A 22,615-nucleotide genomic window follows, 5' to 3' on the forward strand; every position below is an offset into this window, starting at 1 on the left:
TTCGTAATGTCGAATGACCATTCACACGGGGAGACGTTACGTGGCTGCTCGTCAGCGTGTCAAGGCTCACAGTGAGGCGGTCCGGTGCCATACGGCACCGGCCGTTGCCCTGGCGTCCCTGCAAGCACCTGCGAGTGGCCGATCGGGTCGAGCGAGGGAATCCGCGCCGGGCCGGCAGAGACGACGCGGGCTGCGATTCGGCAGGGCTGTCTGGTGTTCCGAACTGCCTTCCTCGCTCGTCCTCGTACCGGTGGCCGTCCCCGGTCCGGCGACAGCCACCGGTACGAGGACGGGCTTGGATCGAAGACTGTTGTTCTGCAGTGCAACCCACGTGCTTCGGAACGTGGGGTGTGACGGTCTCGGCACGTACCGCGGCCGACCCGGTTCCTGCTCGGGCGGGCCCGCCCTCAGGTCCTCGATCCGACCGGATGATTCGAATCCGGGTGCCGCCGCCGGGGCGTTGACTCCGTCCCGGGGACTGGATGCGTGTGGGGATGGGAGCAGGTCACAGGCTCGATCCCGGGCGGCGGCATTGCAGGAGGACGGTCGACCGGATATGCAGACGCTGGCGGCCTGGGACGGTTCGACTCGCGTCCGAGGCTATCGAGCGTGCCAGGGAGCGGGCATCCGCGCCCGGCACCTCGGGCGTGTCCGCCTACCTCACTTGTCGAGGTCCTCGGCGTACACGCGGAAGTCACCACGCTCGGTGTGGATGGCCCAGAGTTTGTCGGCCAGCACGTCCGGGTCATGCGTTGGATGACCCGTCCTTATCGCTCCCGGAATGATGAGTTGGGCGACGTGAACACCAGCATCTGCCAATTCTGTGTGCAGCATCTGGGCATAGGCTGATTCACCGGCGAATGCAACGGACGTTCCCGCAACGCGAGCATTGGGTCGGGCGGCGCTGCCGCCGTTGACGAACAGCACAGTGCCCCGGCCTCGTTCGCGCATGCCCGGCAGCACGTGCCCGACTGCTGCGACGGGGCCCAGGACCGAGAACTCGACCGCGGCGATCAGGTCATCGCGAGTGGTCGCGAGCACCGGGCGCAGGAACTCACGCTGCGGAATTGGGCTGTAGTCGAGTACATCGATCGGTCCGAGATCGGAGACGGCGCGGTCCAGGACGGCCGTGAGGGCATCGGTGTCGCGAACGTCGGCGGCGTAGCCGCGGGTGTTGACCCCGGCCTGTTGCAGTTCGGCGGCGAGGGCGTCGACGTTGGCCTGGGTTCGGGAGATGAGGGCGACGTCGAAACCGTGCGCCCCGAACTTTCGGGCGACGGCAGCGCCGAGTCCTCTGCCGGCGCCGATGATGGCAATGGTGGACATGGTCGGTGGTCCTTCCGGGTCGTGCGGTGCGGCTCCGTCCGGGCGGGAGGAGCCGCACCTGCGCATGTGGATCAGAGGGTAAGCAGCACCTTGGTCGCGCGGCGCTCATCCATCGCTTTGTAGCCTTCGGCGGCCTGTTCCAGGGGCAGGGTCAGGTCGAAGACCTCGCCCGGGTCGATCTGACCGGTGATGATGAGCTCGATCAGTTCGGGGAGGAATCGGCGTACCGGGGCGGGGCCACCGTGCAGGTGCACACCGGAGAAGAACAGCTCCATGCCGGGGAGTTCGACTTCGTGGGCGACGCCGACGTAGCCGACGTGACCGCCGGGGCGGGTCGATCGGATGGCTTGCATCATCGATTCCTGGGTGCCGACGGCTTCGATGACCGAGTGCGCGCCGAGGCCTTCGGTGAGTTCTTTGATCTTCGCGACGCCGTCGTCGCCGCGTTCGGTGACGATGTCGGTGGCACCGAACTTTCGGGCCAGGGCTTGGCGGTCGGCGTGTCGGCTCATGGCGATGATGCGTTGCGCGCCGAGGCGTTTGGCGGCGAGCACGGCGAGCAGTCCCACCGCGCCGTCTCCGACGACGGCGACGGTCTTCCCCGGGCCGGCCTCGGCGGCGATGGCGGCGAACCACCCGGTACCGAGGACGTCGGAAGCGGCCAGCAGATGGGGGATCTGGTCCGGGGTCGGCTGTGTCCGGGTGGCCACGAGGGTCCCGTCGGCCAGCGGAACACGCACGTACTCCGCCTGGGTGCCGATCGATCCCATCGGGACGGCGTGCACGCAGCGGCTCTGGTAGCCGGATCGACAGATCTGACAGGTGTTGTCGGAGGCGAAGAACGACCCGACGACGAAGTCGCCGACCTTGACGCTGTTCACCTCGTCGCCGATCTGCTCGACGATGCCGACGTACTCGTGGCCCATCGGTTGCGGCCACTGCGGCTTCTCGATGCCGCGGTAGGGCCACAGGTCGGAACCGCAGATACAGGCGGCGGTGACGCGGATGATGGCGTCGGTCTGTTCGAGGATGGTCGGGTTGTCACGCTCGTCGACACGAACGTCGCCGGGGGCGTGCATCACAACTCCACGCATGAGTGGATCCTTTCCACGTTGGTCTGCTGATGGTGCCGGTGTTGGGTGAGCAGCCGGGTGCGCCTAGCGTTCTCCCCCAGCGGTGTGCGGGCTACCGAGGTTGTCCTGGAAGAACGTGGTCAACTTGTCGAAGGGGATGAGGTTGACGCGGTCGTAGAGATCCACGTGACCGGCGCCGGGAACAATCACCAGTTCCTTGGGCTCACCGGCCAGCCGGTAGCCCTCTTCGCTGAACTCCCGGGAATGCGCCTGCTCGCCCGCGATGAAGAGCATCGGTCGGGGAGAGATCGTCTCGATGTCCGCGAACGGGTAGAAGTTCATGAACTTGACGTTGCTGGTCAGGGTGGGATGCGTTGTGGTGGCCGGGCTGTGTCCACGGTCGGTGCGGTAGAAGTCGTAGAATTCGCGGTCGATCGCGGTCGACTGGTCGGTGAGCTCCTCCGGTGTTCCGCTGGTGTATTCGGTTGGTCCACCGGAGAACTCCACGTCGCGCTGTTGCGCTGCCTGCGCGAGGATGTCCTTTCGCTGCTCGACCGTGACGGAGCGTCTGAGCCCGTTCCGGTTGGCGGCACCCATGTCGTACATGCTCACTGTCGCGATGGCCTTGATACGCGGGTCGATCTTGGCGGCACTGATGACGAAGCTGCCGCTCCCGCATATCCCGATCGCGCCGATCGCTTCCTTGTCGACGTAGGTCTGGGTGCGCAGGTAATCGACTGCGGCGCTGAAGTCCTCGGCATAGATGTCCGGTGAGACGGCGTTGCGGGGCTGACCTTCACTCTCGCCCCAGAACGACAGGTCCAAGGACAGGGTGACGAATCCCTGCTCGGCCATCTTCGTGGCATAGAGGTTCGCGCTTTGTTCCTTGACCGCACCCATGGGATGACCGACGACCATCGCCGGATTCGTCGCATTGCGATCCAAGTTCTTGGGCACGAACAGGTTGCCCGAGACATTCATCTGGTACTGGTTCTTGAACGTCACCTTCTGGGCGGTGACCTGGTCGCTGGTGTAGAAGTTGTCCGCGCCGTTGGAGGTGTCCCCCGGTGCCAGGTTCAGTGTCGCCGGGGTCGCCGAGGCCGCGGCCGAGGACGTGGTGGTCTGGGACGGCGCGCAGCCTGTAGCGGCGAGCACGCCGAGTACGGCGGCACCCGCACCCGCCATCTTCAGCAGACCACGGCGTTTGAGGTCCCGTCCCGCAGGAGCTGACGTTCTCGTCCGTCCAGCGGTGTCAGGGTCAGTGTTCATCGTTGAAGCTCCTTGTCGTATGCGATGAAACGTGTATGGCTGCAGGCGCAATTGCCGCAGGTCGGTGATGAGGTTCAGGCGGATCGGTGTTGCTCGGTGTCGCACGCGCTCGACCGCTCGTCGTACGGGGTGGCAGACACCGACGTGAGAGGGCTCGCTGTTCCTCTCGCTGACAGAAAACTTCACTGTCCTGCCTGGTCGACGGCCGTCGCCGCCGAGCCCCGGTGTCTGCACCCATACAACACCGCAGCGCGCGAACGTGGGAGGCGCTGATCAGAGGGGTGCTGCCAGCACCCCTCTCATCCCTCGCAGCGGTCCGTCTGCGCGGCCGGATCATCGCGGTGTCTCCGGGGCCCTCCTTGCCGTCCACCATGGCGTCGCCGAAGGTGCGAGCGTCGTCGAGGTCTCGTTCTCGCTGACGCGGAGCGCCGATCACCCGCGCCGATGGGGGCGTCTGGCGGTGGGCGGCGCCTCGAGATCCCATACCGATGCCGCACCGGCCGAGCGCGCCGGCGGAGCAGACTACGGCGCGATCATCCGCACAGCGAGTCCAGGTAGGTGGTGACACCGAGGATCCCGACGACGATCGAGAAGATGACTGCGTCCGCGCGGATGTATCGCCCGTGCGGACTGCAGTTCTCATCGTCTAACGATGTGCGCGGGCCCATACGCTGATCACCACCAGTATCGCCACCTCACTGAGCGCGAGGACGCGTTCGGAGTGACCGAGCGCGATGACGTTCCACCACTGAGCGTCGGTGGCAACGGCGACCCCGATCGCATAGAACAGTGGCGTGAAGCCGACGATGGCCACCGCGCCGGAGATCAGGGTTCGGCGGGCATGGGTGGCATGACGAGGGTGCCGAAGCCACGGACGCGCGAGTAGGACTGCCGCGGCCGGAAGGCTGAGGAAAGCCACCATGCTCGCGATCCGATGAATGCTGCCACCGATGCTTTCCGGCTGGGACCAATCCTGTTTCGGGAAGACTGCCAGGACGACGAGTCCGATGATCCACAGCGTCATCGCGACCGAGGCGCTCGATCGCCATCGGGCGAGCCGGCGGCCGACCAGCGCAATGAGCAGCGCGGCCGATCCGGCTGCGAGAAGGAGTACGGCGAGGGTGAAGATCCACCGACCGCCTCCCAGCCCGTACGCGCTGATGGTCGATTCGAGTCGGCTCCCGGTAGCCAGGACGGCGTGCACGTCGAGGACGAGGAACAAGGTGAGGGACATGACGACGGTGCAGAATCCCGCCACTGCAATGTGAGCCAGCGAAGCTGGTGGGGCCAGCGCGCGAGTAGGTGGTTGTGTCACAGTTCGATCCGTCCTCCGGTGCAGTAGGCGGTGCGGGTCAGCGCACTGCGGTGAAATCGCCGATCTGTTCATCGTGGCGGCGGCTGCTCATGTCGTGGATGGTTCGTCGTGTGGTGGTCGCAAGCAGGGCGATCGGCGCGAGCGCGGATCCGGTCAGGACCGCTCCGAGCACGGCCGGGCCGACCAGCCCCAGCGACGTCGACAGGGTTAGCCCGGCCATCGCCGATCCGGCGGCGGTACCGAGATTGAATCCGGCGGTCGCCAGCGATGACGCCAGCGCCGACCCGTTTCCGGCGAAACGCAACGTCTGCGCGATTAGCACGGGATTGGCCCCGAGACCGCACGCACCCAGAAGGACGACCAGCATGACCACGATCGCCGAGTGATCGGCTACGGCGGCGAGGACCAGCAGCGCCGTCGCGGTGAGCGAGACCGCTACGGCGATCGTGACCAGTGGGAACCGGTCCCCGACACGACCGCCGAGCGCCGTGCCGGCGAGTGCACCGATTCCGAACCCGACCAACACCAGCGGCACCATCGGTGCTGGAATCCCGGCGCGGTCCGTGAGCAGGGGGCTGATGAAGCTGTAGGCGCCGAGGAACCCGGCCTGGGCGAGCACGATCGCGCCCAACGCAACCCACACCCGCCACGGCCGGACCGCGGAAATCTCGGCGCGAACCGAGACCTCTGCCTGGTGGCCGCCGACTGCGGCCGGCACGAACCGCAGCACGGCCCCGATCGCGAGCACCGACAATCCGGCCAGCATCCAGAACGGGCCTCGCCACCCGGTGACCTGGCCGGCGAAAGTGCCCAACGGCACCCCGGCGACCACGGCCAAGCTCAGTCCGCCCGACATCACCGCCAGCGCTCGCGCGCTCGCCCCGGGCCCAGCGACCGTGGTGGCCACGACCGCACCGATCGCCCAGAATGTGCCGGTGGCCAGCGCGGTCACCACCCGCGAGGCAGTCACCACCGTGAACGAGTCACTCACCGCGGCGACGATGTGCCCAGCGGCGAACACGGCCAACGCGCTCACCAGGGTGGCCCGGGCAGGCAGACGTAGGGTCGCCAGAGCCATCACCGGCGGTCCGACGATCATGCCGACCGCGAAGGCGGTGACCAGCAACCCGGCTCGCGCGATGTCCACACCGAGATCAGCTGCGGCCTCGGGCAGCAAGCCTGCGATCATGAATTCGGTGGTGCCCATCAGGAAGATTCCTGCACCGATCACGTACACCAGCCCGGGCAGCCGAGGTGTCGGCGCCGTCCGGTCTCGCTGCTCCATCGTCACCTCTTCGTTTCGGGATCGCTGTCCATCGAGGCGATACAGGTGCCTCGATGTCCGACACCCATGCAACGCCGCAAACAGCCCCCGTGGGAGGCGGAGATGACAGGGGTGCTGGCAGCACCCCCCTCACAGAACCTGGCAGCCGCCGCTGGTCCGGTCGTACCCTCGCTTCTATGGAGTCCACCAACCGAGCGGCCGAGATCGGCCAGTTCCTGGCGTCACGGCGGGCGAAGATCACCCCTGACCAGGTCGGGCTGCCGGTCTACGATGCCGCCAAACGCCGGGTTCCTGGCCTGCGCCGCCAAGAAGTCGCCACCCTGGCCGGGCTCTCGGTCGACTACTACACCCAGATCGAACGCGGCAAAGTCACCGGAGTCTCCGAATCCGTGCTCGACGCCATCGCCCGCGCTCTCGAACTCGACGAAGCCGAACGCTCCCATCTGGTCGACCTGCATCGTGCCGTCACCACGGGTCCGCAGCGAAGCAGGCCGCGCCGCACCAAGTCCATTCGGCCGATGGTGCAGCGCCTGTGCGATGCGATGACGGTGCCGGCGTTCGTGCGTAATGCGCGCCATGATTTCGTCTGCGGAAACCAGCTCGCCTACGCGTTCTACAGCCCGCTCTACCCCGACCTGCGGCACCCCGACCCCAGCAAGCCTGTCAACTTCGTCCGGTTCTGTTTCCTCGACCCCCGCGCACGCGAGTTCTACCCGGACTGGGACCACATGGCCGATGGCTCGGTCAACCTGCTGCGCACAGATGCCGGCCGTGACCCCTACGACCGCAGCATCTCCGACCTTGTCGGTGAACTGTCTACCCGCAGTGAAGAGTTCCGGGTCCGCTGGGCCAAACACAACGTGCGCCTGCACTACACCGGAACCAAACGTTTCCATCATCCCGTGGTAGGAGACATCGAAGTGGGCTACGAGACGATGCCCCTACCTGCCGACCCCGGTCTGGTCCTCACCATCTACAGCCCCGAACCCGGAAGTCCGTCGGCCGACGCCATGACCCTGCTCGCGACCTGGGCAGCCACACACCTCGATCCCGCTCCCGATCAAGCACTGCCGCACCACCCCAACTAGATGGTTGATTCCTTGAAGCGTGTCGCGGAGGAGGAGTAGGCGGAGGGTTTCCAAGATCAAAGCGTGACCAAAGAACTGGAAACCCTCCTGACCGAACTGTATGTGCTCATCGACGATCATGTCGTCGAACCCCGCTCCGGTCGGGGTCGGCGGCCCGTGCTCAGCGATGCCGAACTGCTCACCCTGGCCGTGGCACAGATGCTGCTCGGGTTCGATTGTGAACGCCGGTGGATCCGGCACGCCCACCACAGCGTCGAGTTGCGCGCCCTGTTTCCCTACATTCCCGGACAGTCGGACTACAACAAATGTGTCAGGGCGGCACGAGGGTTGCTGTGCAAGGCAATTCAGACGCTGGCGCGGATCTCACCATCCTGGTTCGACGACCTGTGGATCACCGACGCCACCCCTGTGCCCTGCGGGATGTCTCGTGAAACGGTGAAGCGATCGGACCTGGCCGGACACGCCGGATACGGCTATTGCGCTTCCCACTCGCGCTTCTACTGGGGGCTGAAGCTGTATCTGGTCTGTGCGGGCGACGGGATGCCGATCATGTGGTGCCTGGAGAATCCGAAGCTCGGTGAGCGGGAGGTGGTGACCGCGCTGCTCGAACGCGATCATCACCTGATTCGGTCGGGGCAGATCTTGCTCGCCGACAAAGGCTTTTCCGGCGCACAGTTCGCCGATACCACCGCCGCGATGGGTCTGAAGCTGCTACGGCCGGACCGTAAGGACGAAACGTACAAGAACGGCAATCTCGGCGGGGTACGGCAGTGGATCGAATCGGTCAACCACACGTTGAAAGGGCAGCTTGGCCTGGAGGAACACGGTGGCCGTACCACGCACGGGGTGTTCGCCCGCGTCGCCCAGCGTGTGCTGGCGATGGCCGCCGGGATCTGGCACAACTGGAACATCGGTGCCACTGCCAAGCGATCATTGATCGCCTACGACCACTGATCCGTTCAAGGAATCAATCATCTAGGGCCGGGCGCACGGCGCCGCAACATCGCCGTCGATCGTCCTACGAATCGCCGAACCACCCCACCGTTGCGGGGAACGATGGGGTGGCGAAACCGGCGTACCGGCAGATTCGAAATCCTCGGAAAATCAGCTCCAAAGTTCCACCCTTCCGGAAGAGTGCGACTCGATCGACGCTGGACTCAGGCGTGACCCTGTTAGGGAGTAGATGGCATGTATCCGTCAGGGGTCTGATCTCGAACCGCGCGGTGACCCAGGCGCCAATCTCCGCCGCCGGCCTCGTGGAAAACGTCATGATAGCGGCCAATCGCTGCGACAGACCATCCTGAATCACCGTATACAAGGAAGACGAAGTCGCTGATTGCGATCGCACGCTGATCCTTGACCTCGATCGCAGAATTCGTCACGACATGTCGCTGCGGCTGCCTGGGCGCGATTGCCTCCAATACGGTTCGAATCTCATCACGCCCCGAATACGTTCCTGACGGGATCTCCCAGACCGCGTCGGGTGTGAAGCATGCGACGTAATCGTCGATTCGATTGTCGTCGGCGGCGTGCGCAATCGCGGCAAGCCGACGGCGAATCGCTTCGGCGGCAAAGTATATAGGCGTCAAGACGATCTCCCAACTGATCCGATCAGGTCACACACAAGCCTGCCAGCCATTCATAATAACGTACGCACATTCCTGTGCAGGTATGACTACTGGTGGCGCATACGGCTCGGACAGCGTTGTGCCTTATCTGCACATAGTGGATCAGACTCGAGAATTGTCGTCGATGGTGCCCGCACCGAACAGTTTTCGCAACAGCCAATGGGGGTTTGAGTGCACTCACCCCCCGCCGTTGCTCTTCCGAATTGAACAGCAGTCGATCGGTCGAACAACAGAGCAGATCGCCGAGGAGTTTGTCAGCTTTGTCTTCGACGCAGTCGAGGATGTCGGTGACGCCCTCAAAGGTGTCATGGGCTGCTCGGCGTAAGTGGATGCCGCGGTCGTAGCAGTCCCCGTCCACCTCGATCGGATTGGCAATCAAGTGCGGTGCGGGTCCCGCCCCTCGGTGGCCGTATCGGAGACGTTGCTGCTCTTAACGATCGACCGGACCAACAATGTATTCTCACTTGGCCTTTCGTAGAAATGGTGCGGACACCGACCGCGAGGAACTCACTCCACCCCCCCTTCCACCTCTGCGTCCACCAGAACGATCTGCAGCGACCACACGCTCGCATGGAGTCGCGAACGTGCTCGCAGCAAAGCGAAATCCAGCGCGATTGAAGGCCCCTCTGTGCGAGCTGGGCAGTCAACACATGGAACTACTCAGGACTGCAACAAGACTCGCACTGAGTGAACACCCCATACTGCGTCGACTGGCCCGAACAGCGTCATCACCTTGCCGGGCCGCTCGGCGCAGCACTGACCGATCGCATGTTCGACCTGAGATGGTTATGCCGCACCGACCAACGGCGGGTCGTGCATCTGACCGACTCCGGACGCCACGGCCTGAACGACACCTTCGTGCGCCCGAGAACTGGGACGAGCGCACCTGAACCGGCTCGCGACTCGTTACCACTCGCCCTGTCACTGCGCCGCATCCGAGGACAGCGCGGCGAGCTGGTGCCGGACGGCGGCGGTGACGCGCGGCCGGTCGTCGGTGGCGAGGAGATCGAGCAGGGCGCCCCGCAGCACTGCCAACGCCGCGGTGCGACGGACCGCACCGGCCTCGCTGTCCCTCTCCGGCTGCGGTTGGCACGCCGCGAGGACGGCGAGCCAATCGTCGACCGTCGAGCGGGCGAACCCGGCCCACGCACCGTCGGGTTCGACGAGTGAGCGGGCGTACGCCTCCGTCCACAACCGCAGCAACGGTCGATGCTCCTCGGCGGCCAGCCACTCCCACACCCGCTCGGCCGCCGCGGGCAGGCCGATCGGCTCCGCGCCCGCCGCCTGCCCGAGGCGGTCCAGCATCGCCAGTTCGTCGCTGCGGGCCTTCGCCAGCAGTGCGCGCACCAAGCCGTCCTTGTTTCCGAACAAGAACATCAGCACCCGTGGGCTCGAGCCGATCGCCGCCGCCAGCGGACGCAGCGACAGATCGGCCAACCCGTGCCCGAGTGCGTAGCGGTAGGCCGCGTCGAGCAACTCGGTCTGCCGCGCGGACGGGGTTGTCGCTTCCCTGGTCACAGCGGTAGCCTACCTCCACTGAAACAGTCGTGTCAGTGAGTGTCGGTCACGGTCGCGCTCCGGAAAGGAAACCCATGTCTTCGCAACCACCTCAGCGACCGGAAGTCGTGGTGCGCCCGGCCGATCGCCCCGGAGATCTGGGCTGGGCCGTGATGGCCCACGGCGAGATCTACCACCAGCAGTTCGGATGGGACGCGAGCTTCGAGGCGCTGGTCGCGCAGATCGTCGCCGACTACGCCACCGACCACGACCCGGCCCGGGAAGGGGCCTGGATCGCCGAAGTCGACGGCGAACGCGTGGGGTGCATCCTCTGCGTCGCCGGTGACGAACCCGCAGTCGCCGCGCTACGGATCCTGCTGGTCGCCCCGACCGCTCGCGGTCTCGGCGTCGGGTCCCGGTTGGTGGAGCGATGCGTCACCTTCGCCCGCGACGCCGGCTACCGGCAGGTGACGCTGTGGACCAACGACGTGCTGGCGTCGGCCCGCAGAATCTATGAGGCTGCCGGGTTCGTCCTCGCCGACGAAGAACCACACCACAGCTTCGGCCACGACCTCGTCGGCCAGAACTGGACACTCGACCTGAGCGTGATCACGACGGCGGCCGGCAACTGACGTCCTACGGCGGTGTCGGCAGCAGATCGAGGACGGCCCGGTCGGCGCCGGCGGCCGTCAACGCCGACCGGGTCGCGGTGAGCCACGCGTCGGCCCACGCAGGCTCGATGCCGCGCAGCAACTGGTACTGCGCACGCCAGGACGCGGCGCGGAACCCGGGCTTTTCCGGTGGATGCAGACGCAGGGCGATGCGCTCGGACACCGACTCCGCGACCCAGAACACGAACTCGTCCGGATCTGTCGTGTGCCGGTCCGACAGCACCCGATCGCGTTCCCGGACGGTCAGATGCCAGCCGCCCCGGGGCGCGGTCCAGCAGAACGGAACCGCGTCCTCGTGCGCCTGCCCGAGCGCCGGTAGATCCGCCGGGCGCGCACCCATCCGCTCCGTCACCTCCAGGATCCGCCGGCGCATGTCGTGATCGAGTAGGTCGTCGTTCAACGGATCGACCACGGGCACGTCACTGCAGCGGATACACGCTGCGCACATACCCGGCGCACCGCAACCAGTTGACATCGACCTTCGTCCCGCATTCGGCGACCTGCGGCAGCAACTCGGGCACCACCTCGAACTGCGTGCCGAACCCCTGCTGCTCGAACCACGGTGCGATCGGACCGGTGTAGAGGGGAAGCGGCTTGGTCACGACGTAGACGTGGTAGTTGCAGAAGTCCGCGGGATCGGACACCAGGTTCACCGGCGGAAGCGCGCGGGAGGTGTAACTCGCACCGGCCGGGGCCAGGAAGTTACCGCCCTCGCTGCCGTAACGATCGATCAGCGTGCCCACATCCAACTGCCCCTGCACCCGCTGAGGATTACCACTGCCGTCGAGGACGTAACCATTCTTCGGCGGGTACTTGAAGGAACCCGCGGGAAGCACCGCCGGATCCCAGTACTTGCTCAGAAACTGATCGGCCGTGAGATCGCCGGTGCGCTGGTATCCGGCAAGCTGCTCGGCAACCGGGAACAGATTCGACAGCGTCTGCGGTCCGAGCCTCCGGTCATCGTCGAACAACTCCGTCGAACAGCCCTGCCCGCCGAGAAGATCACTGGAACCAGCCGACGACCCCGGCGCCGCGCCGGCCACCGTCCCTCCGGCGCACAGAATCGACAACACGAACCCGACGACAAGGAACAGCTGACGACAGCGATGCATAACGAACCCTTCCCCCTCGAAAGACGATTCCGATGCGGTCCCATCCGACCGGCGCATCGACCACAGCAAGATCATGTTCGAAAAGAATCGTGACAGATCCGGCCGCGATCGTGACCGAACTTGCGACCGCGCGTCGCGCCCAACGGAATAAGGCCGCCCACCACCCCGGGTGCATCGCGCGCCGCCCGGGGCTCTAACCTGGCGGGTCAGAACACGCAGAGCACGAGGTTGAACAATTATGGCCACCGATTACGACGCACCCAGAGTCACCGATTCCGACGAGTCGACGGACACGTCGCTCGAACAGCTGACGGCCAGCCGGAAAGACTCCCAATCCCCCGCGGTGGATATCGACGACACCGACCCCGCCGAATCCTTCGACCTGCCCGGGGCAGATCTGTCCGGCGAAGAATTCACCGTCCGCGTCATCCCGAAGCAGTCCGACGAATTCACCTGCACCAGTTGCTTCCTGGTGCATCACCGCAGCCGGCTCGCCCCCGGTGGGGAGCTGATCTGCCGGGACTGCGCCTGACGACATCGATGCGGGCGCGTCGGCGGCGATGACCGGACGCGCCACGGTTTGCGTGCCATCCTCGGGGGATGGCACGAACGTGGTTGTCGGTGACGGTGGAACTGCTCGGCGGGCGCGGCGAGGAACTGTGGCCGTGGCCCGGCCGGGTTTTCGCGGTCGGGCCGTCGCACACCTTCATGGATCTCGCGAATGCCGTCAACGACGCCTTCGCCCGCTGGGACAGGTCTCATCTGTCGATGTTCACCCTCGCCGATGGACGAGTGGTCACCGACGCGGAGACGGGGGCCGAGATGGCCGGGTCGCGCGGAGGGCCCATCACGGAGCCGGTGGATATCGAGACGGCCAAGGTCGCTCGGCTCCTGGTGCCCGGAGCGGAGTTCCAGTTCACGTTCGACCTGGGCGATGACTGGACCCACCGTTGTGTGGTCGGCGACGACAAGGTCGACCCCATCGAAGTTCTGGGAATCGCGCCGAAGAAGCCCCTGCCTTACTGGGGCTGGGGAAGCATCCCCGATCAGTACGGGCGCCGGTGGGCCGACGACGACGGGCAGAGCCGGGCGCCGAGCAGACCCGCCCATCCGCATCCGATGATGTTGCACGCGTGGCCCGGACTCGAACAGATCGCTCCGCTCGACCTGTCCGAGTTGCGCGGAGCCATCGCGACAGCAGATGCAGCCCGCTTCCTCGCCGCGGTGCGGGGACGCGACGTCGACGACGCGCTGCAACAGGTGGGGGCCGGCATACCGATGGCACTGGAACAGCGACGGGAGCAGGCCGAGTCGGTGGCGCTGTCGGTCGTCAACCGGCTGACGTGGCGCGCCGGTGCCGGTGACGAGGTGCTGGCCGAAGACCTGCTTGCATGTTTGCGCGGCGAGCCGCTCGCGGGGCGGGTGGTGCCGGTCGACCTCGAGATGCTCGGTTCCGAACTGGAGGGGGATCCGGGTATGTCGACCGGCGGCTACGTCGACCTGCGCACCGGGGAGGTGTACGACGACAGCCTCACCGACCCGATGATGGTCGGGGAGGACACCGCCGTCGACGTGGAGGCAGAGCCCGACCGTTGGCTCCGGTTCGACTGCACCGGCTCCCGGGACGGCTGGCGCGACATGGCGGCCTTCGCCGAGCGGCATCACGATGCGGCATTGCGGGATCGGCTGTTGCGGGCGATCGAGGGCAAGGGCGCATTTCACCGGTTTCGCGACCTCATCCACCAGGAGAGCCTCGTCGAACAGTGGTTCACCTTCTCGACCGACCGCCAACTGGGTCGTGCCCGCGAGTTCCTCGCCAGCCAGGGCATCCGTGTTGGCTGACGGATCGGACGTAGCCGCGCGGACCGACGGAGCACGATTTTCGTCGTTCCGCGATGAGTTCGGCCGGCTCGTCCGGTCTGTCTATTCGTATCCCGGTCCATCCGATCATCGAAGGAGTCGCCCGTGCCCCGCACCCGGATCCACAACATGAACATCTCGCTCGACGGCTATGCCGCCGGCGAGCACGTGACGTTCGACGCCCCCATCGGCGGTGCCGAGCGGCTGTTCGGCTCGTTCGACGGGCGCGTCATCCACGGGGTCGACCGGGTGGACGACCCGATCACCCTGGACCGCGCCGTGACCAGTCTGTGGGGTCAGGGCATCGGCGCGGAGATCATGGGTCGCCGCAAGTTCGGGCCCCAGACCGGCGAATGGCCCGACGACGGGTGGCGAGGCTGGTGGGGTGACGAACCGCCGTTTCGAACACCGGTGTTCGTCATGAGCCACCACCCACACCCCAGCATCGACTTTCCCAACGGAACCAGCTTCCACTTCGTCGATGCGCCACCCCACGAGGTGCTGCGCCTGGCGCAGGACGCCGCCGACGGCCAGGACATCCGCATAGGCGGCGGACCGTCGACCGTGCGGCAGTTTCTGCAAGCCGACCTGATCGACTTCATGCACCTGGTGATCGTGCCCATCACGCTCGGGCGCGGCGTATCCCTGTGGGAGGGCGTGGACGGCATCGAAGACCGCTTCACCATCGAGACGTTCGCCTCCCCCAGCGGACTCACCCATCAGTTCTGGAACAAGAACGTCAGCTGAGGCCGGCAGCGGCCCGGGCGATGCCGACGTCAGATTCGCGTGGAGTCGGCGAGGGACTTACCGCGGGTCTCGGGCGCCCACGCGGCGCTGACCGCGAGACCGACCACGGCGATCGCGGCAGCGCCGAGCATCGTCGGGCCGATGCCCCAGCGGTCCAGGGCGATCGGGACCATGTAGGTACCGATCGCCCCACCGACCCGGCTCAGTGACGACGCCAATCCCACCGCACTGCCCCTGATTTCGGTCGGGAAGAGTTCGTTGGGGTACACGAGTTGAAGGACCTGGGCGCCCCCGGTGAAGATCGCGTACGTCGCGAACAGGCACAGGATGACGGGTACGGGACTGCCCGGGAACAATCCCAGCAGCAGCAGGGTCAGCCCCGACCACGCGAAGCTGTGGATCAGCAGGGTGCGGCGACCGAGCTTGTTGATGGCGGTGAGCGCGAGGACGCAGCTGACCAGGAGCAGGATCGTGATGACGGCCGAACCCATGTCCGCCACCCGCCCGTCGAGGCCGAGACCGGCGAGGATCCTCGGCCCGAAGGCGTACACCGCGAACAGCGGCACCACCGACGCCGTCCAGAACGTGGTGACGAAGGCGATTCGTCCGAGGTAACCCGACTTCCGGAGCGGGCCGATTGCCCCGGCGGAGCGCCCGGACTCGGTCTCGAGTGTGGCGTGGGGGCCGAAGACTTTCGTGATGATCGCGTCGGCTTCGGCGACGCGTCCCTTGCCGGCGAGCCAGCGGGGTGACTCCGGTGTTCCGGCGCGGGCGAGCACGGCGAGGGCGGCCGGGACCGCGGCGCTGGCCAGCACCCACCGCCAACCCTGATCACCGACTCCGCCGACGATGTCACCGACCACATAGGCGGCCGCGGCACCGAGGAACCACATCACGGTGAGGGACCCGATGAAGGGGCCACGATATTTTCTCGGGGTGAACTCCGTCAGAAGTGAGGCGGCCACGGGATAGTCCGCCCCGATCGCCACTCCGATCAGAACCCGGAGCAGAAACAACCACCAGAAGTCGTCGACCCAGAACTGCGCGACCGAGAATACGACGACGGCGATCAAGTCGAACGAGTACAGACGACGGCGACCGAAGCGGTCGGTGAGCCGACCGCCGAGGAATGATCCGAGGAAGATGCCGATCGTCGCCGACGCCGCAACGAGGCCCTGCTGCGCCGAACTCAGGCCCCACTGCGGCGTGATCTGCACCGTGGCGATGCCGATGATGCTCAGCACGTATCCGTCGAGGAAGGCTCCCCCGCCGGCGTGGAGGGCGAGCCGTTTGTGGAAGGGCAGCAGCGGGGCGTCGTCGACGAGGAAAGACGCTGTCCGGGCGTGAGGTGGCTGGTCCATCGGTTCTCCTGAGCTGATTGCGGTGAGTATGCATGCGCCGCCTGTTCGTCGACCATCGGCTGGGGCCGACACCGTTGTCTCGCTAGGTTCTGATTCATAAATTCCTGAGCAGGCAGGCAGGGCAACGTACCAGTTCAACCGCCTCGTGCCCTGCTCTACTATTTATGAGTCGATCGCGGTGAAAGGGGTGCAGGCGTGCCACTGTCCGACGCGGAACGACGGGCACTCGAGCGCCTGGTGTCGGCGCCGGGCACTCCGCAGTCGCTGGCCCTGCGCGCCCGCATCGTTCTGGCGAGTTCCGAGGAGTCGATTTCCACAGTCGCTCGCTCCCTTGGGGTCTCACGCAACACGGCGTCGAAATGGCGGACCCGATTCGCCACGGACGGGATCCGGGGGCTCGAGGACCTGCCGCGGCCGGGTCGCCCCACCGCGGCAGGGGACGACTTCCCTCGTGCAATCCTGGGTATGCCGCTGCAGCGACCGCCGGCCCGCGGGTGGACGACACGCGCGATCGCCGAGGCACTCGGCACCAACCAGGCGGCGGTGAGCCGGGTTCGGCGCCAGTGGTTCGCAGATCGACCGGACCTCGTCTCCCGTGCGGTCCTGAACTCGGCGCACTCGATGGTGCTCGCGGCTGTCGTCATCGATCCCGGTGTGCGGGTTCTCGTCTTCCACCGGCCGGCGACGCCCGCCGCGCGACCGCGCAGCAGACAGTCGAGTGCGCTCACCGAATCCGTCCGCGTCCTCCTGTCGGCTCAGTTCGCCTTCCCTCGCGACACCCCGGCCACCGGGACCGACATCTCCCCCATATTGTCGACCGCGTTGGGTGAGGTCGACGCCGCGGTGCCGCCGGATCGGCCGATAACAGTGCTCCTCGACCGTCCGTCACCGCCCCGGGTGCACCGTTGGCTCGACCGGCATCCCCGCTTCGGGGTGTACGAAGTCGGCCCCGACTCGTGGCTCGCGCAACTGAACTCGATCACGGCAGTCCTGGACCCTCGGCAATCGCCGGAAGTGCTCGATCTCGCGCACGAAGCGCGCCGGTGGGCGGAGCAACCGACCACCCCATTTTCCTGGGTCCGCGCGTCGCCTACCCGTACCTCTCGCCGGTCCACGACCGAAGATCAGCAGTCACGGTCCCCCTCACCGAGATTGGCGTCGGCAGTGGTCGATGCGCTACGCGAGTCGCTCGCCACCGGCGCGTTCCGGCCAGGACAGCGCATCGCGGAACAGCCTCTCGCCACCCGGCTCGGTGTCTCCCGCGGGCCGATCCGGGACGCCCTGAAGATCCTCGCCGAGGACGGACTGATCGAACTCGAGCCGCACCGCGGCGCGTACGTTCCCCTCCCCACTCAGCGCGACGTCTACGACACCTACACCGCCCGAGGCCCCCTCGGAGCCCTGCTGCTCCGCCGCGTCGCCACGAACGGATCATCCCGTCTGACCGGGGCCAAAGATGCGCTCGCCGACCTCGTCCGGCATGCGGAAATGCGCGACGTTCCCGGCACGGGCGACGCCGACATCCGGTGGCAGGACACCCTCGCTGCCGCGGCCGACATGCCGAGGATCGAGAAGATGTTCGTCCGTCTCTCGCTGCAGCTGCGGATGTTCGTCTCGATTCTCGGTCTCGAATACGCGTACTCGGTCGACGAGATCGTCGCCGATAACACCGCGATACTCCTCGCTCTCGAGGCCCACGATCCCGACAAGGTGACGCGGCTCTGGCGCCGCAAGATCGACAACGCCGTGACCTACATGGTCGGACAACTCGGCCATCTCGACATCGACCCGGCACACCACGGCTCGGAGTGAACTGACGGCGCCTCGCTGACGGTCCTCACCGAAATCAGGGCCAGCGACGCGTCACGAATGGACCACAACTCCAGAACTCATCTGCGGCAAACGCCTTTGCGAGTGGACCGGATCGTACGGCTGGTACTGAGCCCGATACTTATTGTTCTATGCCGAGAGACGGGTGATCTTGGCGAGGGTGTCGCCCAGCTTGTCGGCCGCGAGGTCGAGATCGTAGCGGTCCTGGATGTTGAGCCAGAACTGTGCGCTGTTGCCGAACACCTTAGCCAACCGCAGCGCGGTATCTGCGGTGATCGACCGCTTGCCGAGCACGATCTCGTTGATCCGTCGGGGCGGAACACCGATGATCGTGGCCAGGCGGTTCTGCGTGACACCGAAAGGCTCGAGGAAGTCCTCACGGAGGATCTCGCCGGGGTGAATGGGACTCAGGTCCGTAGTCATTGTCGGTGTTCCTTTCCCTGGTCGGAGGGTGGTGGTTCTCCGTCAGGTGGTCAGTGATAATCGGTGATTTCCACGTCGTACGCGGCGGTGGCACGCCAGACGAAACAGATGCGGTACTGATCATTGATCCGAACGCTGTACTGGCCCACTCGATCCCCGGAGAGCTTCTCCAGGCGGTTACCCGGGGGAACTCGCAGGTCGTTGACGTCGGTGGCCGCGTCGATCAACAGGAGGCGCCGGCGCGCGATCCGCTGAATGTCCTGCGGGAGCTTCTTCGAGAACTGCCGGCGAAACACCCGTTCGGTCTCTTTCTCGGCGAACGATTCGATCACCCGCCCTAGCATAACGCAGTGCGTTAATAACGCACAACGTTATACATGTTCCGGCTCCGGCCGTTACCATTGCGTCGAATCGTCCGTCCGAGAGCCAGGGGTGCCATGCCAGAGTTGGATAAGGCGTTTGCCGATGCACAGGAGAACGTCAACAAGCTCACTTCGCGGCCGGACAATGATCAGCTGCTGCAGCTGTACGCGCTGTTCAAGCAGGGGTCGAAGGGTGATGTCGAGGGCAAGCGGCCCGGTCGGTTGGACATGGTCAAACGCGCCAAGTACGACGCCTGGGCCAAGTTGACCGGTACGAGCAGCGCCGACGCCAAACAGGGCTACGTCGACCTGGTAGCGCGGCTCACGCAGGGCTAGGCAGTAAGCACCAGGTTCGCATCTTCTGCGGTCTCGGAGCCGCCGATCCGGGTCACGAGGCGGGCGATCGCGTCGGCAACCGCAGTCGGTTGTTCGAGGATCACCGAGTGGCCGGCGCCGTCGATGCAGACGAAGTCGGCGCCGCCGACCTGCGCGGCGATCGACACCGAGTGGGTGGGCGGCGTCATCAGATCCGCGGACCCGCACAGCACGAGCGTGGGAATCGCCGAGAGCGCGGGCAGCGTCGCGGACTCGTCGTAGGTCGCGAACGAGTTCAGGAAGCTGGTCATCGTCACGATCGGGGTCTCGTCGTGCATCGCGACGGCAAGCGCGAGGACGTGCGGGCTGACTTTCCGGTCACCGAACTCGGCCCCGCGGATGACCGGTGCGAACACCTTGCACCCGAGGCGCTTCACGTGCTCCATGGATGTCGGTGCAAGGCGCACGGCCTCCTGGACCCAGGACAGGACCGGGGCGCGCAGCAGTCGGCCGAATCCGGCGTCGGCCAGCCCACTCGCGGCGGTTGCGATCAAGCCGATCCCGACGATGCGGGTGCCGATCTCGTGCGGATATTGGCGGGCGTAGGTCAGTGCGGTCATTCCACCCATGGAGTGTCCGACCAGAACGACCGGATCGGTGGCGGCGACGGCGTCGAGTACCGCGCGGAGGTCGCGGCCCAGCTGCTCGAGGGTGTAGGTCGCAGCGGGCGCCACATCGGAATCGCCGTGTCCGCGATGGTCGTAGCTGACGATCCTGGCGTCGGCGTACTGCCGCATCAGCTCGTCTCGCACCGCGTTCCACGACTCGGCACTCAGGCAATGGCCGTGCAGCAGGACGATCGTCACGGGGGCGTCGGTGGGGCCGTACTCGCGAACCGCAAGCGTGACACCGTCGTCGGCCGAGACTGTGGTCCTGCGCCGGACCGGGGTGGGGATGATGCTCTCGATCGACATGACGACCTCCCTCCTCCGTGAGTGACAGGTTCTACTGTCCATCGCGCAGGTTCGGGAGATAAGCACCCCGAGTGCCGGCCTCGATTACCCGCGGGTGACCGTCCCGCCACCCAGGGGTGGGTCCGGCCTACGACGGCGGCGCAGGCCACGGATGGTCGGGGCTGACGATCTTCACGATCTCCGTGAAGAAGTTCCACACACCCAGCGGGTCGACGTTCGAATTGACCAGCACCACCACGGTCTTGCCCTCGGGGGGAAGGTAATAGGCATAGCTCTGGAAGCCCGCGATGTTTCCGTTGTGGCCGATCCAGCCGTTCTGGTATTCGACCCCGAGTCCGTACAGCGAACCCGTTCCTTCCGACGGCGCCGGCTGGAACTGCTCCCGTTCGTGCTGAGTGGCCGGCGAGAGCATCGTTCCTTCTGCCAGGTCGCGCACCCACACGCCCAGGTCGTCGAGTGTGGAAATCATGTTGCCCGCGCCGAATCCCCACGACGGGTTCCAGTCGGTCGCGTCCACCGTCGCGCCGTCCGATGTTGCCGAGTATCCCTGGGCGTGTGGTGACGGCAACGCCGCCGTGGTGGGGACCGAGGTGCCGTCGAGATTCTCGGGTTCCGTGATCCGCTCCGCGACGTAGGTGTGCAGCGGGAGGCCCGACACCTTCTCGACCACGAGACCCAGGAGGAGGGTGTTGGTGTTGGAGTAGTCGAACGCGGTTCCCGGTGCGAAGAGGGGTGGACGGCTGAAACTGATCGCGAGCAGTTCCTGAGGTGTCCATTGGCGCTGTGGCTGACTGGGGAGCGCCGGAATCACCACCTCGCCGTAGTCGAACAGCCCACTGCGCATGGCCGCCAACTGGCGGAGGGTGATCGCCTCGCCGCCGGGGACGTCGGGCACATACCTGCCGATCGGATCGTCGAGGCCGACTTTTCCCTCGTCGACCAGTTGCAGCACGGCGGTGGTGGTGAAGGTTTTGGTGAGACTGCCGACGCGCATGAACAGGTCCGGCGCCATCGGGTCGCCGGTGACGGTGTCGCGCACCCCGAACGCCTGCACGTAGGGCGCTGCGCCGTCCTGCCAGACACCGACGATCGCCCCTGGAACCGAGGCGTTCTCCATCGCCGTCGGAATGGTTTCGGTGAGCTGTGCATCGGGCAGGACCGGTGCATCGTCCGATTCACCGCATCCCGCCAGTCCCGTCGCCAGGACCGCCAGCACGGCGGCCAGTCGGCGCACCGAGGATGTTCGTGCCACCCCGCTCTCCCCTCGCTGTCTCGAACCTCGACCTGCTCGTAACCGTGCGTGGAACGCTGTTTCCAGTATGGGCGGCCATACCCGGCCGGGGAGGCGGATTACTTCGAGCGAACCGTCGCCGACGAGTCGGGTGGCGTGTTAGAACGAACGAGTGGCACTCGGCGAACAGATCGAGATCGACACTCGGACGCGCATGATCGTGGGTCAACCGCTCGACATGGCCGCGCAGCAGCCGGACGTGGGCAACGTGATCGTTCACCGAGCCGGAGATCTCCTGGTGCTCGTCGACAGCGGGGTGACCACCGCTTTCCGCGACGCGATCCGATCCGCCGCCGACGACCTCGCCCCGTGGTCGAAGATCCTGCTGCTCACCACCCACGGTCACCCCGACCATGTCGGGAACAACGACCTCGTCGACGACCTCGGCGACGGACTCGACCGCTCGAACGTGCAGCACTTCGTCAGCGCTCACGATGCGAGCCAGTACCACGACGACGGTCTTCCCTACTGGATCACGAGCCTCGAGCGCGTGTCCGGCCTGGTGCCGGGGTTCGAGGATCCGGCCGACGCAGCTCGCCGGCTCCTCGCCATGTACCGGCCCTACGTTCCCGTCACCGACATCACCCGGACCTACGAGGAACTCCCGCTCGAGCACCTCGCCATCGGCTCCCAACACGTGTCGGGCTGGTCGTTCGGAGACGGTGCCGTCCAAGTCGTCCGCACCCACGGCCACTGCGCCGGCCAGGTCGTCGTCCACCTTCCCGGGGCACGATTGCTGCACCTGTCCGACGAACCGAACGGGCCGTGCGGCGCGATGCACGACGCCAACCAGATGAACATCTTCGCCGCGGCCGCCCTGGCGCTGACGCTCGTCGAGACCGGCGCCGTCGACGTCGTCACGGAGGGCCACGCGTTCGAGGTATTCGATCGCCGGGCCGCCGCCGAGCGCCTTTCGACGCTGCTCGATCAGGCTTCGGCGCTCGACGGCGCCGCACAGGCACTGCTCACCGATCGCATCGACGACCTACCGGCGTTCGTTCACGCCTTCATCGCGCGATCCCGGGAGCTGGGCGTGACCGGTGCGAATCCGAACCCCATGTTCAACACCATGATGACGATCGCCAAGTTGCGCGAGCTCGGCCTCGTGGCGAAAGGTGCACGCTCGCAACAGACGTGGACCCGACCCGCGCTCGACGGCTGACGCGCGCGCCCTGCCCCTCGGTCGCG

The 22,615-nt window shown here is 66.2% G+C and carries 24 protein-coding genes; 10 read left to right on the forward strand and 14 right to left on the reverse strand.

Annotated features, from left to right (window positions below; all coding sequences use genetic code 11):
* Positions 1 to 660 precede the first annotated feature (660 nt).
* From ACFU5V_RS13835 to ACFU5V_RS13855, 5 genes are all read right to left on the reverse strand, one after another.
* Positions 661 to 1,326 (reverse strand): SDR family NAD(P)-dependent oxidoreductase, encoded by a 666-nt coding sequence (locus ACFU5V_RS13835; protein WP_378699908.1) that lies wholly within the window; start codon positions 1,324 to 1,326, stop codon positions 661 to 663.
* A gap of 71 nt (positions 1,327 to 1,397) precedes the next feature.
* On the reverse strand, positions 1,398 to 2,420 hold the full coding sequence (locus tag ACFU5V_RS13840) for a zinc-dependent alcohol dehydrogenase family protein (RefSeq protein WP_378699910.1): 1,023 nt from the start codon (positions 2,418 to 2,420) through the stop codon (positions 1,398 to 1,400).
* 63 nt (positions 2,421 to 2,483) lie between these two features.
* Positions 2,484 to 3,668, reverse strand: a complete 1,185-nt coding sequence (locus tag ACFU5V_RS13845; protein ID WP_378699912.1) for an alpha/beta hydrolase — start codon at positions 3,666 to 3,668, stop codon at positions 2,484 to 2,486.
* Between the two features lie 646 nt (positions 3,669 to 4,314).
* Positions 4,315 to 4,902 (reverse strand): DUF998 domain-containing protein, encoded by a 588-nt coding sequence (locus ACFU5V_RS13850; protein WP_378699914.1) that lies wholly within the window; start codon positions 4,900 to 4,902, stop codon positions 4,315 to 4,317.
* A 118-nt stretch (positions 4,903 to 5,020) separates the two neighbouring features.
* Positions 5,021 to 6,268, reverse strand: a complete 1,248-nt coding sequence (locus tag ACFU5V_RS13855) for an MFS transporter (protein ID WP_378699916.1) — start codon at positions 6,266 to 6,268, stop codon at positions 5,021 to 5,023.
* A 176-nt stretch (positions 6,269 to 6,444) separates the two neighbouring features.
* On the opposite strand from ACFU5V_RS13855, the gene ACFU5V_RS13860 reads away from it, so the two are divergent.
* Complete coding sequence (locus ACFU5V_RS13860) at positions 6,445 to 7,356, forward strand: helix-turn-helix transcriptional regulator (protein WP_378699918.1); 912 nt, start codon at positions 6,445 to 6,447, stop codon at positions 7,354 to 7,356.
* Positions 7,357 to 7,419: 63 nt separating this feature from the next.
* Positions 7,420 to 8,310: an IS982 family transposase gene (locus ACFU5V_RS13865; RefSeq protein ID WP_378699920.1), complete on the forward strand. Its 891-nt coding sequence runs from the start codon at positions 7,420 to 7,422 to the stop codon at positions 8,308 to 8,310.
* A 218-nt stretch (positions 8,311 to 8,528) separates the two neighbouring features.
* On the opposite strand, the gene ACFU5V_RS13870 is transcribed toward ACFU5V_RS13865, so the two are convergent.
* A complete protein-coding gene (locus ACFU5V_RS13870; protein ID WP_378699922.1) occupies positions 8,529 to 8,945 on the reverse strand; it encodes a nuclear transport factor 2 family protein in 417 nt (138 codons plus the stop codon).
* Between the two features lie 82 nt (positions 8,946 to 9,027).
* On the opposite strand from ACFU5V_RS13870, the gene ACFU5V_RS13875 reads away from it, so the two are divergent.
* Positions 9,028 to 9,309 carry a hypothetical protein gene (locus ACFU5V_RS13875; RefSeq protein WP_378699924.1) on the forward strand — a complete coding sequence of 94 codons (282 nt, stop codon included), beginning with the start codon at positions 9,028 to 9,030 and terminating at the stop codon, positions 9,307 to 9,309.
* A 596-nt stretch (positions 9,310 to 9,905) separates the two neighbouring features.
* On the opposite strand, the gene ACFU5V_RS13880 is transcribed toward ACFU5V_RS13875, so the two are convergent.
* On the reverse strand, positions 9,906 to 10,502 hold the full coding sequence (locus tag ACFU5V_RS13880) for a TetR family transcriptional regulator (RefSeq protein WP_378699926.1): 597 nt from the start codon (positions 10,500 to 10,502) through the stop codon (positions 9,906 to 9,908).
* Between the two features lie 74 nt (positions 10,503 to 10,576).
* Here ACFU5V_RS13880 and ACFU5V_RS13885 point away from each other — a divergent pair, with 74 nt between their 5' ends.
* Positions 10,577 to 11,113, forward strand: a complete 537-nt coding sequence (locus ACFU5V_RS13885) for a GNAT family N-acetyltransferase (protein WP_378699928.1) — start codon at positions 10,577 to 10,579, stop codon at positions 11,111 to 11,113.
* A 4-nt stretch (positions 11,114 to 11,117) separates the two neighbouring features.
* On the opposite strand, the gene ACFU5V_RS13890 is transcribed toward ACFU5V_RS13885, so the two are convergent.
* Positions 11,118 to 11,570 (reverse strand): Imm63 family immunity protein, encoded by a 453-nt coding sequence (locus ACFU5V_RS13890; RefSeq protein WP_378699930.1) that lies wholly within the window; start codon positions 11,568 to 11,570, stop codon positions 11,118 to 11,120.
* 1 nt (position 11,571) lies between these two features.
* Positions 11,572 to 12,264 (reverse strand): TNT domain-containing protein, encoded by a 693-nt coding sequence (locus ACFU5V_RS13895; RefSeq protein ID WP_378699932.1) that lies wholly within the window; start codon positions 12,262 to 12,264, stop codon positions 11,572 to 11,574.
* 238 nt (positions 12,265 to 12,502) lie between these two features.
* Between ACFU5V_RS13895 and ACFU5V_RS13900 the strand changes: the two genes are divergently transcribed.
* The 3 genes from ACFU5V_RS13900 to ACFU5V_RS13910 all read left to right on the forward strand — a co-directional run bounded on the left by ACFU5V_RS13900 (position 12,503) and on the right by ACFU5V_RS13910 (position 14,871).
* On the forward strand, positions 12,503 to 12,796 hold the full coding sequence (locus tag ACFU5V_RS13900) for a DUF4193 domain-containing protein (RefSeq protein WP_378699934.1): 294 nt from the start codon (positions 12,503 to 12,505) through the stop codon (positions 12,794 to 12,796).
* A gap of 68 nt (positions 12,797 to 12,864) precedes the next feature.
* Complete coding sequence (locus ACFU5V_RS13905; protein WP_378699936.1) at positions 12,865 to 14,106, forward strand: UPF0158 family protein; 1,242 nt, start codon at positions 12,865 to 12,867, stop codon at positions 14,104 to 14,106.
* A 123-nt stretch (positions 14,107 to 14,229) separates the two neighbouring features.
* Entirely contained in the window at positions 14,230 to 14,871 is a 642-nt protein-coding gene (locus ACFU5V_RS13910; RefSeq protein ID WP_378699938.1) for a dihydrofolate reductase family protein, read from the forward strand.
* A gap of 29 nt (positions 14,872 to 14,900) precedes the next feature.
* Here the strand turns inward: ACFU5V_RS13910 and ACFU5V_RS13915 are convergent, their stop codons facing one another.
* On the reverse strand, positions 14,901 to 16,232 hold the full coding sequence (locus ACFU5V_RS13915; RefSeq protein ID WP_378699940.1) for an MFS transporter: 1,332 nt from the start codon (positions 16,230 to 16,232) through the stop codon (positions 14,901 to 14,903).
* A 195-nt stretch (positions 16,233 to 16,427) separates the two neighbouring features.
* Here ACFU5V_RS13915 and ACFU5V_RS13920 point away from each other — a divergent pair, with 195 nt between their 5' ends.
* Positions 16,428 to 18,044 (forward strand): helix-turn-helix domain-containing protein, encoded by a 1,617-nt coding sequence (locus ACFU5V_RS13920; protein WP_378699942.1) that lies wholly within the window; start codon positions 16,428 to 16,430, stop codon positions 18,042 to 18,044.
* A 147-nt stretch (positions 18,045 to 18,191) separates the two neighbouring features.
* On the opposite strand, the gene ACFU5V_RS13925 is transcribed toward ACFU5V_RS13920, so the two are convergent.
* Both ACFU5V_RS13925 and ACFU5V_RS13930 read right to left on the reverse strand, forming a co-directional pair.
* Positions 18,192 to 18,485, reverse strand: a complete 294-nt coding sequence (locus ACFU5V_RS13925; protein ID WP_378433412.1) for a HigA family addiction module antitoxin — start codon at positions 18,483 to 18,485, stop codon at positions 18,192 to 18,194.
* Between the two features lie 50 nt (positions 18,486 to 18,535).
* Positions 18,536 to 18,817: a type II toxin-antitoxin system RelE/ParE family toxin gene (locus tag ACFU5V_RS13930; RefSeq protein ID WP_378699944.1), complete on the reverse strand. Its 282-nt coding sequence runs from the start codon at positions 18,815 to 18,817 to the stop codon at positions 18,536 to 18,538.
* A 105-nt stretch (positions 18,818 to 18,922) separates the two neighbouring features.
* Between ACFU5V_RS13930 and ACFU5V_RS13935 the strand changes: the two genes are divergently transcribed.
* Positions 18,923 to 19,183, forward strand: a complete 261-nt coding sequence (locus tag ACFU5V_RS13935; protein WP_378433414.1) for an acyl-CoA-binding protein — start codon at positions 18,923 to 18,925, stop codon at positions 19,181 to 19,183.
* Here ACFU5V_RS13935 and ACFU5V_RS13940 read toward each other — a convergent pair.
* Complete coding sequence (locus ACFU5V_RS13940) at positions 19,180 to 20,136, reverse strand: alpha/beta fold hydrolase (RefSeq protein ID WP_378699946.1); 957 nt, start codon at positions 20,134 to 20,136, stop codon at positions 19,180 to 19,182. The genes ACFU5V_RS13935 and ACFU5V_RS13940 overlap by 4 nt on opposite strands.
* Before the next feature lie 127 nt (positions 20,137 to 20,263).
* Positions 20,264 to 21,388, reverse strand: a complete 1,125-nt coding sequence (locus ACFU5V_RS13945) for a serine hydrolase domain-containing protein (RefSeq protein ID WP_378699948.1) — start codon at positions 21,386 to 21,388, stop codon at positions 20,264 to 20,266.
* Positions 21,389 to 21,539: 151 nt separating this feature from the next.
* On the opposite strand from ACFU5V_RS13945, the gene ACFU5V_RS13950 reads away from it, so the two are divergent.
* A complete protein-coding gene (locus ACFU5V_RS13950; protein WP_378699950.1) occupies positions 21,540 to 22,589 on the forward strand; it encodes an MBL fold metallo-hydrolase in 1,050 nt (349 codons plus the stop codon).
* The last annotated feature ends 26 nt before the right edge of the window (positions 22,590 to 22,615 follow it).

The organism is Rhodococcus sp. NPDC057529 (assembly GCF_042802055.1).
Taxonomy (GTDB): Bacteria; Actinomycetota; Actinomycetes; order Mycobacteriales; family Mycobacteriaceae; genus Rhodococcus_F.

Excerpts from the sequence above, each read along its gene's own strand:
- ACFU5V_RS13835 (WP_378699908.1), bottom strand. The coding sequence starts at position 1,326 with ATGTCCACCATTGCCATCATCGGCGCCGGCAGAGGACTCGGCGCTGCC.
- ACFU5V_RS13840 (WP_378699910.1), bottom strand. The coding sequence starts at position 2,420 with ATGCGTGGAGTTGTGATGCACGCCCCCGGCGACGTTCGTGTCGACGAG.
- ACFU5V_RS13845 (WP_378699912.1), bottom strand. The coding sequence starts at position 3,668 with ATGAACACTGACCCTGACACCGCTGGACGGACGAGAACGTCAGCTCCT.
- ACFU5V_RS13850 (WP_378699914.1), bottom strand. The coding sequence starts at position 4,902 with ATGTCCCTCACCTTGTTCCTCGTCCTCGACGTGCACGCCGTCCTGGCT.
- ACFU5V_RS13855 (WP_378699916.1), bottom strand. The coding sequence starts at position 6,268 with ATGGAGCAGCGAGACCGGACGGCGCCGACACCTCGGCTGCCCGGGCTG.
- ACFU5V_RS13860 (WP_378699918.1), top strand. The coding sequence starts at position 6,445 with ATGGAGTCCACCAACCGAGCGGCCGAGATCGGCCAGTTCCTGGCGTCA.
- ACFU5V_RS13875 (WP_378699924.1), top strand. The coding sequence starts at position 9,028 with ATGACTACTGGTGGCGCATACGGCTCGGACAGCGTTGTGCCTTATCTG.
- ACFU5V_RS13885 (WP_378699928.1), top strand. The coding sequence starts at position 10,577 with ATGTCTTCGCAACCACCTCAGCGACCGGAAGTCGTGGTGCGCCCGGCC.
- ACFU5V_RS13895 (WP_378699932.1), bottom strand. The coding sequence starts at position 12,264 with ATGCATCGCTGTCGTCAGCTGTTCCTTGTCGTCGGGTTCGTGTTGTCG.
- ACFU5V_RS13900 (WP_378699934.1), top strand. The coding sequence starts at position 12,503 with ATGGCCACCGATTACGACGCACCCAGAGTCACCGATTCCGACGAGTCG.
- ACFU5V_RS13905 (WP_378699936.1), top strand. The coding sequence starts at position 12,865 with ATGGCACGAACGTGGTTGTCGGTGACGGTGGAACTGCTCGGCGGGCGC.
- ACFU5V_RS13915 (WP_378699940.1), bottom strand. The coding sequence starts at position 16,232 with ATGGACCAGCCACCTCACGCCCGGACAGCGTCTTTCCTCGTCGACGAC.
- ACFU5V_RS13925 (WP_378433412.1), bottom strand. The coding sequence starts at position 18,485 with ATGACTACGGACCTGAGTCCCATTCACCCCGGCGAGATCCTCCGTGAG.
- ACFU5V_RS13935 (WP_378433414.1), top strand. The coding sequence starts at position 18,923 with ATGCCAGAGTTGGATAAGGCGTTTGCCGATGCACAGGAGAACGTCAAC.
- ACFU5V_RS13940 (WP_378699946.1), bottom strand. The coding sequence starts at position 20,136 with ATGTCGATCGAGAGCATCATCCCCACCCCGGTCCGGCGCAGGACCACA.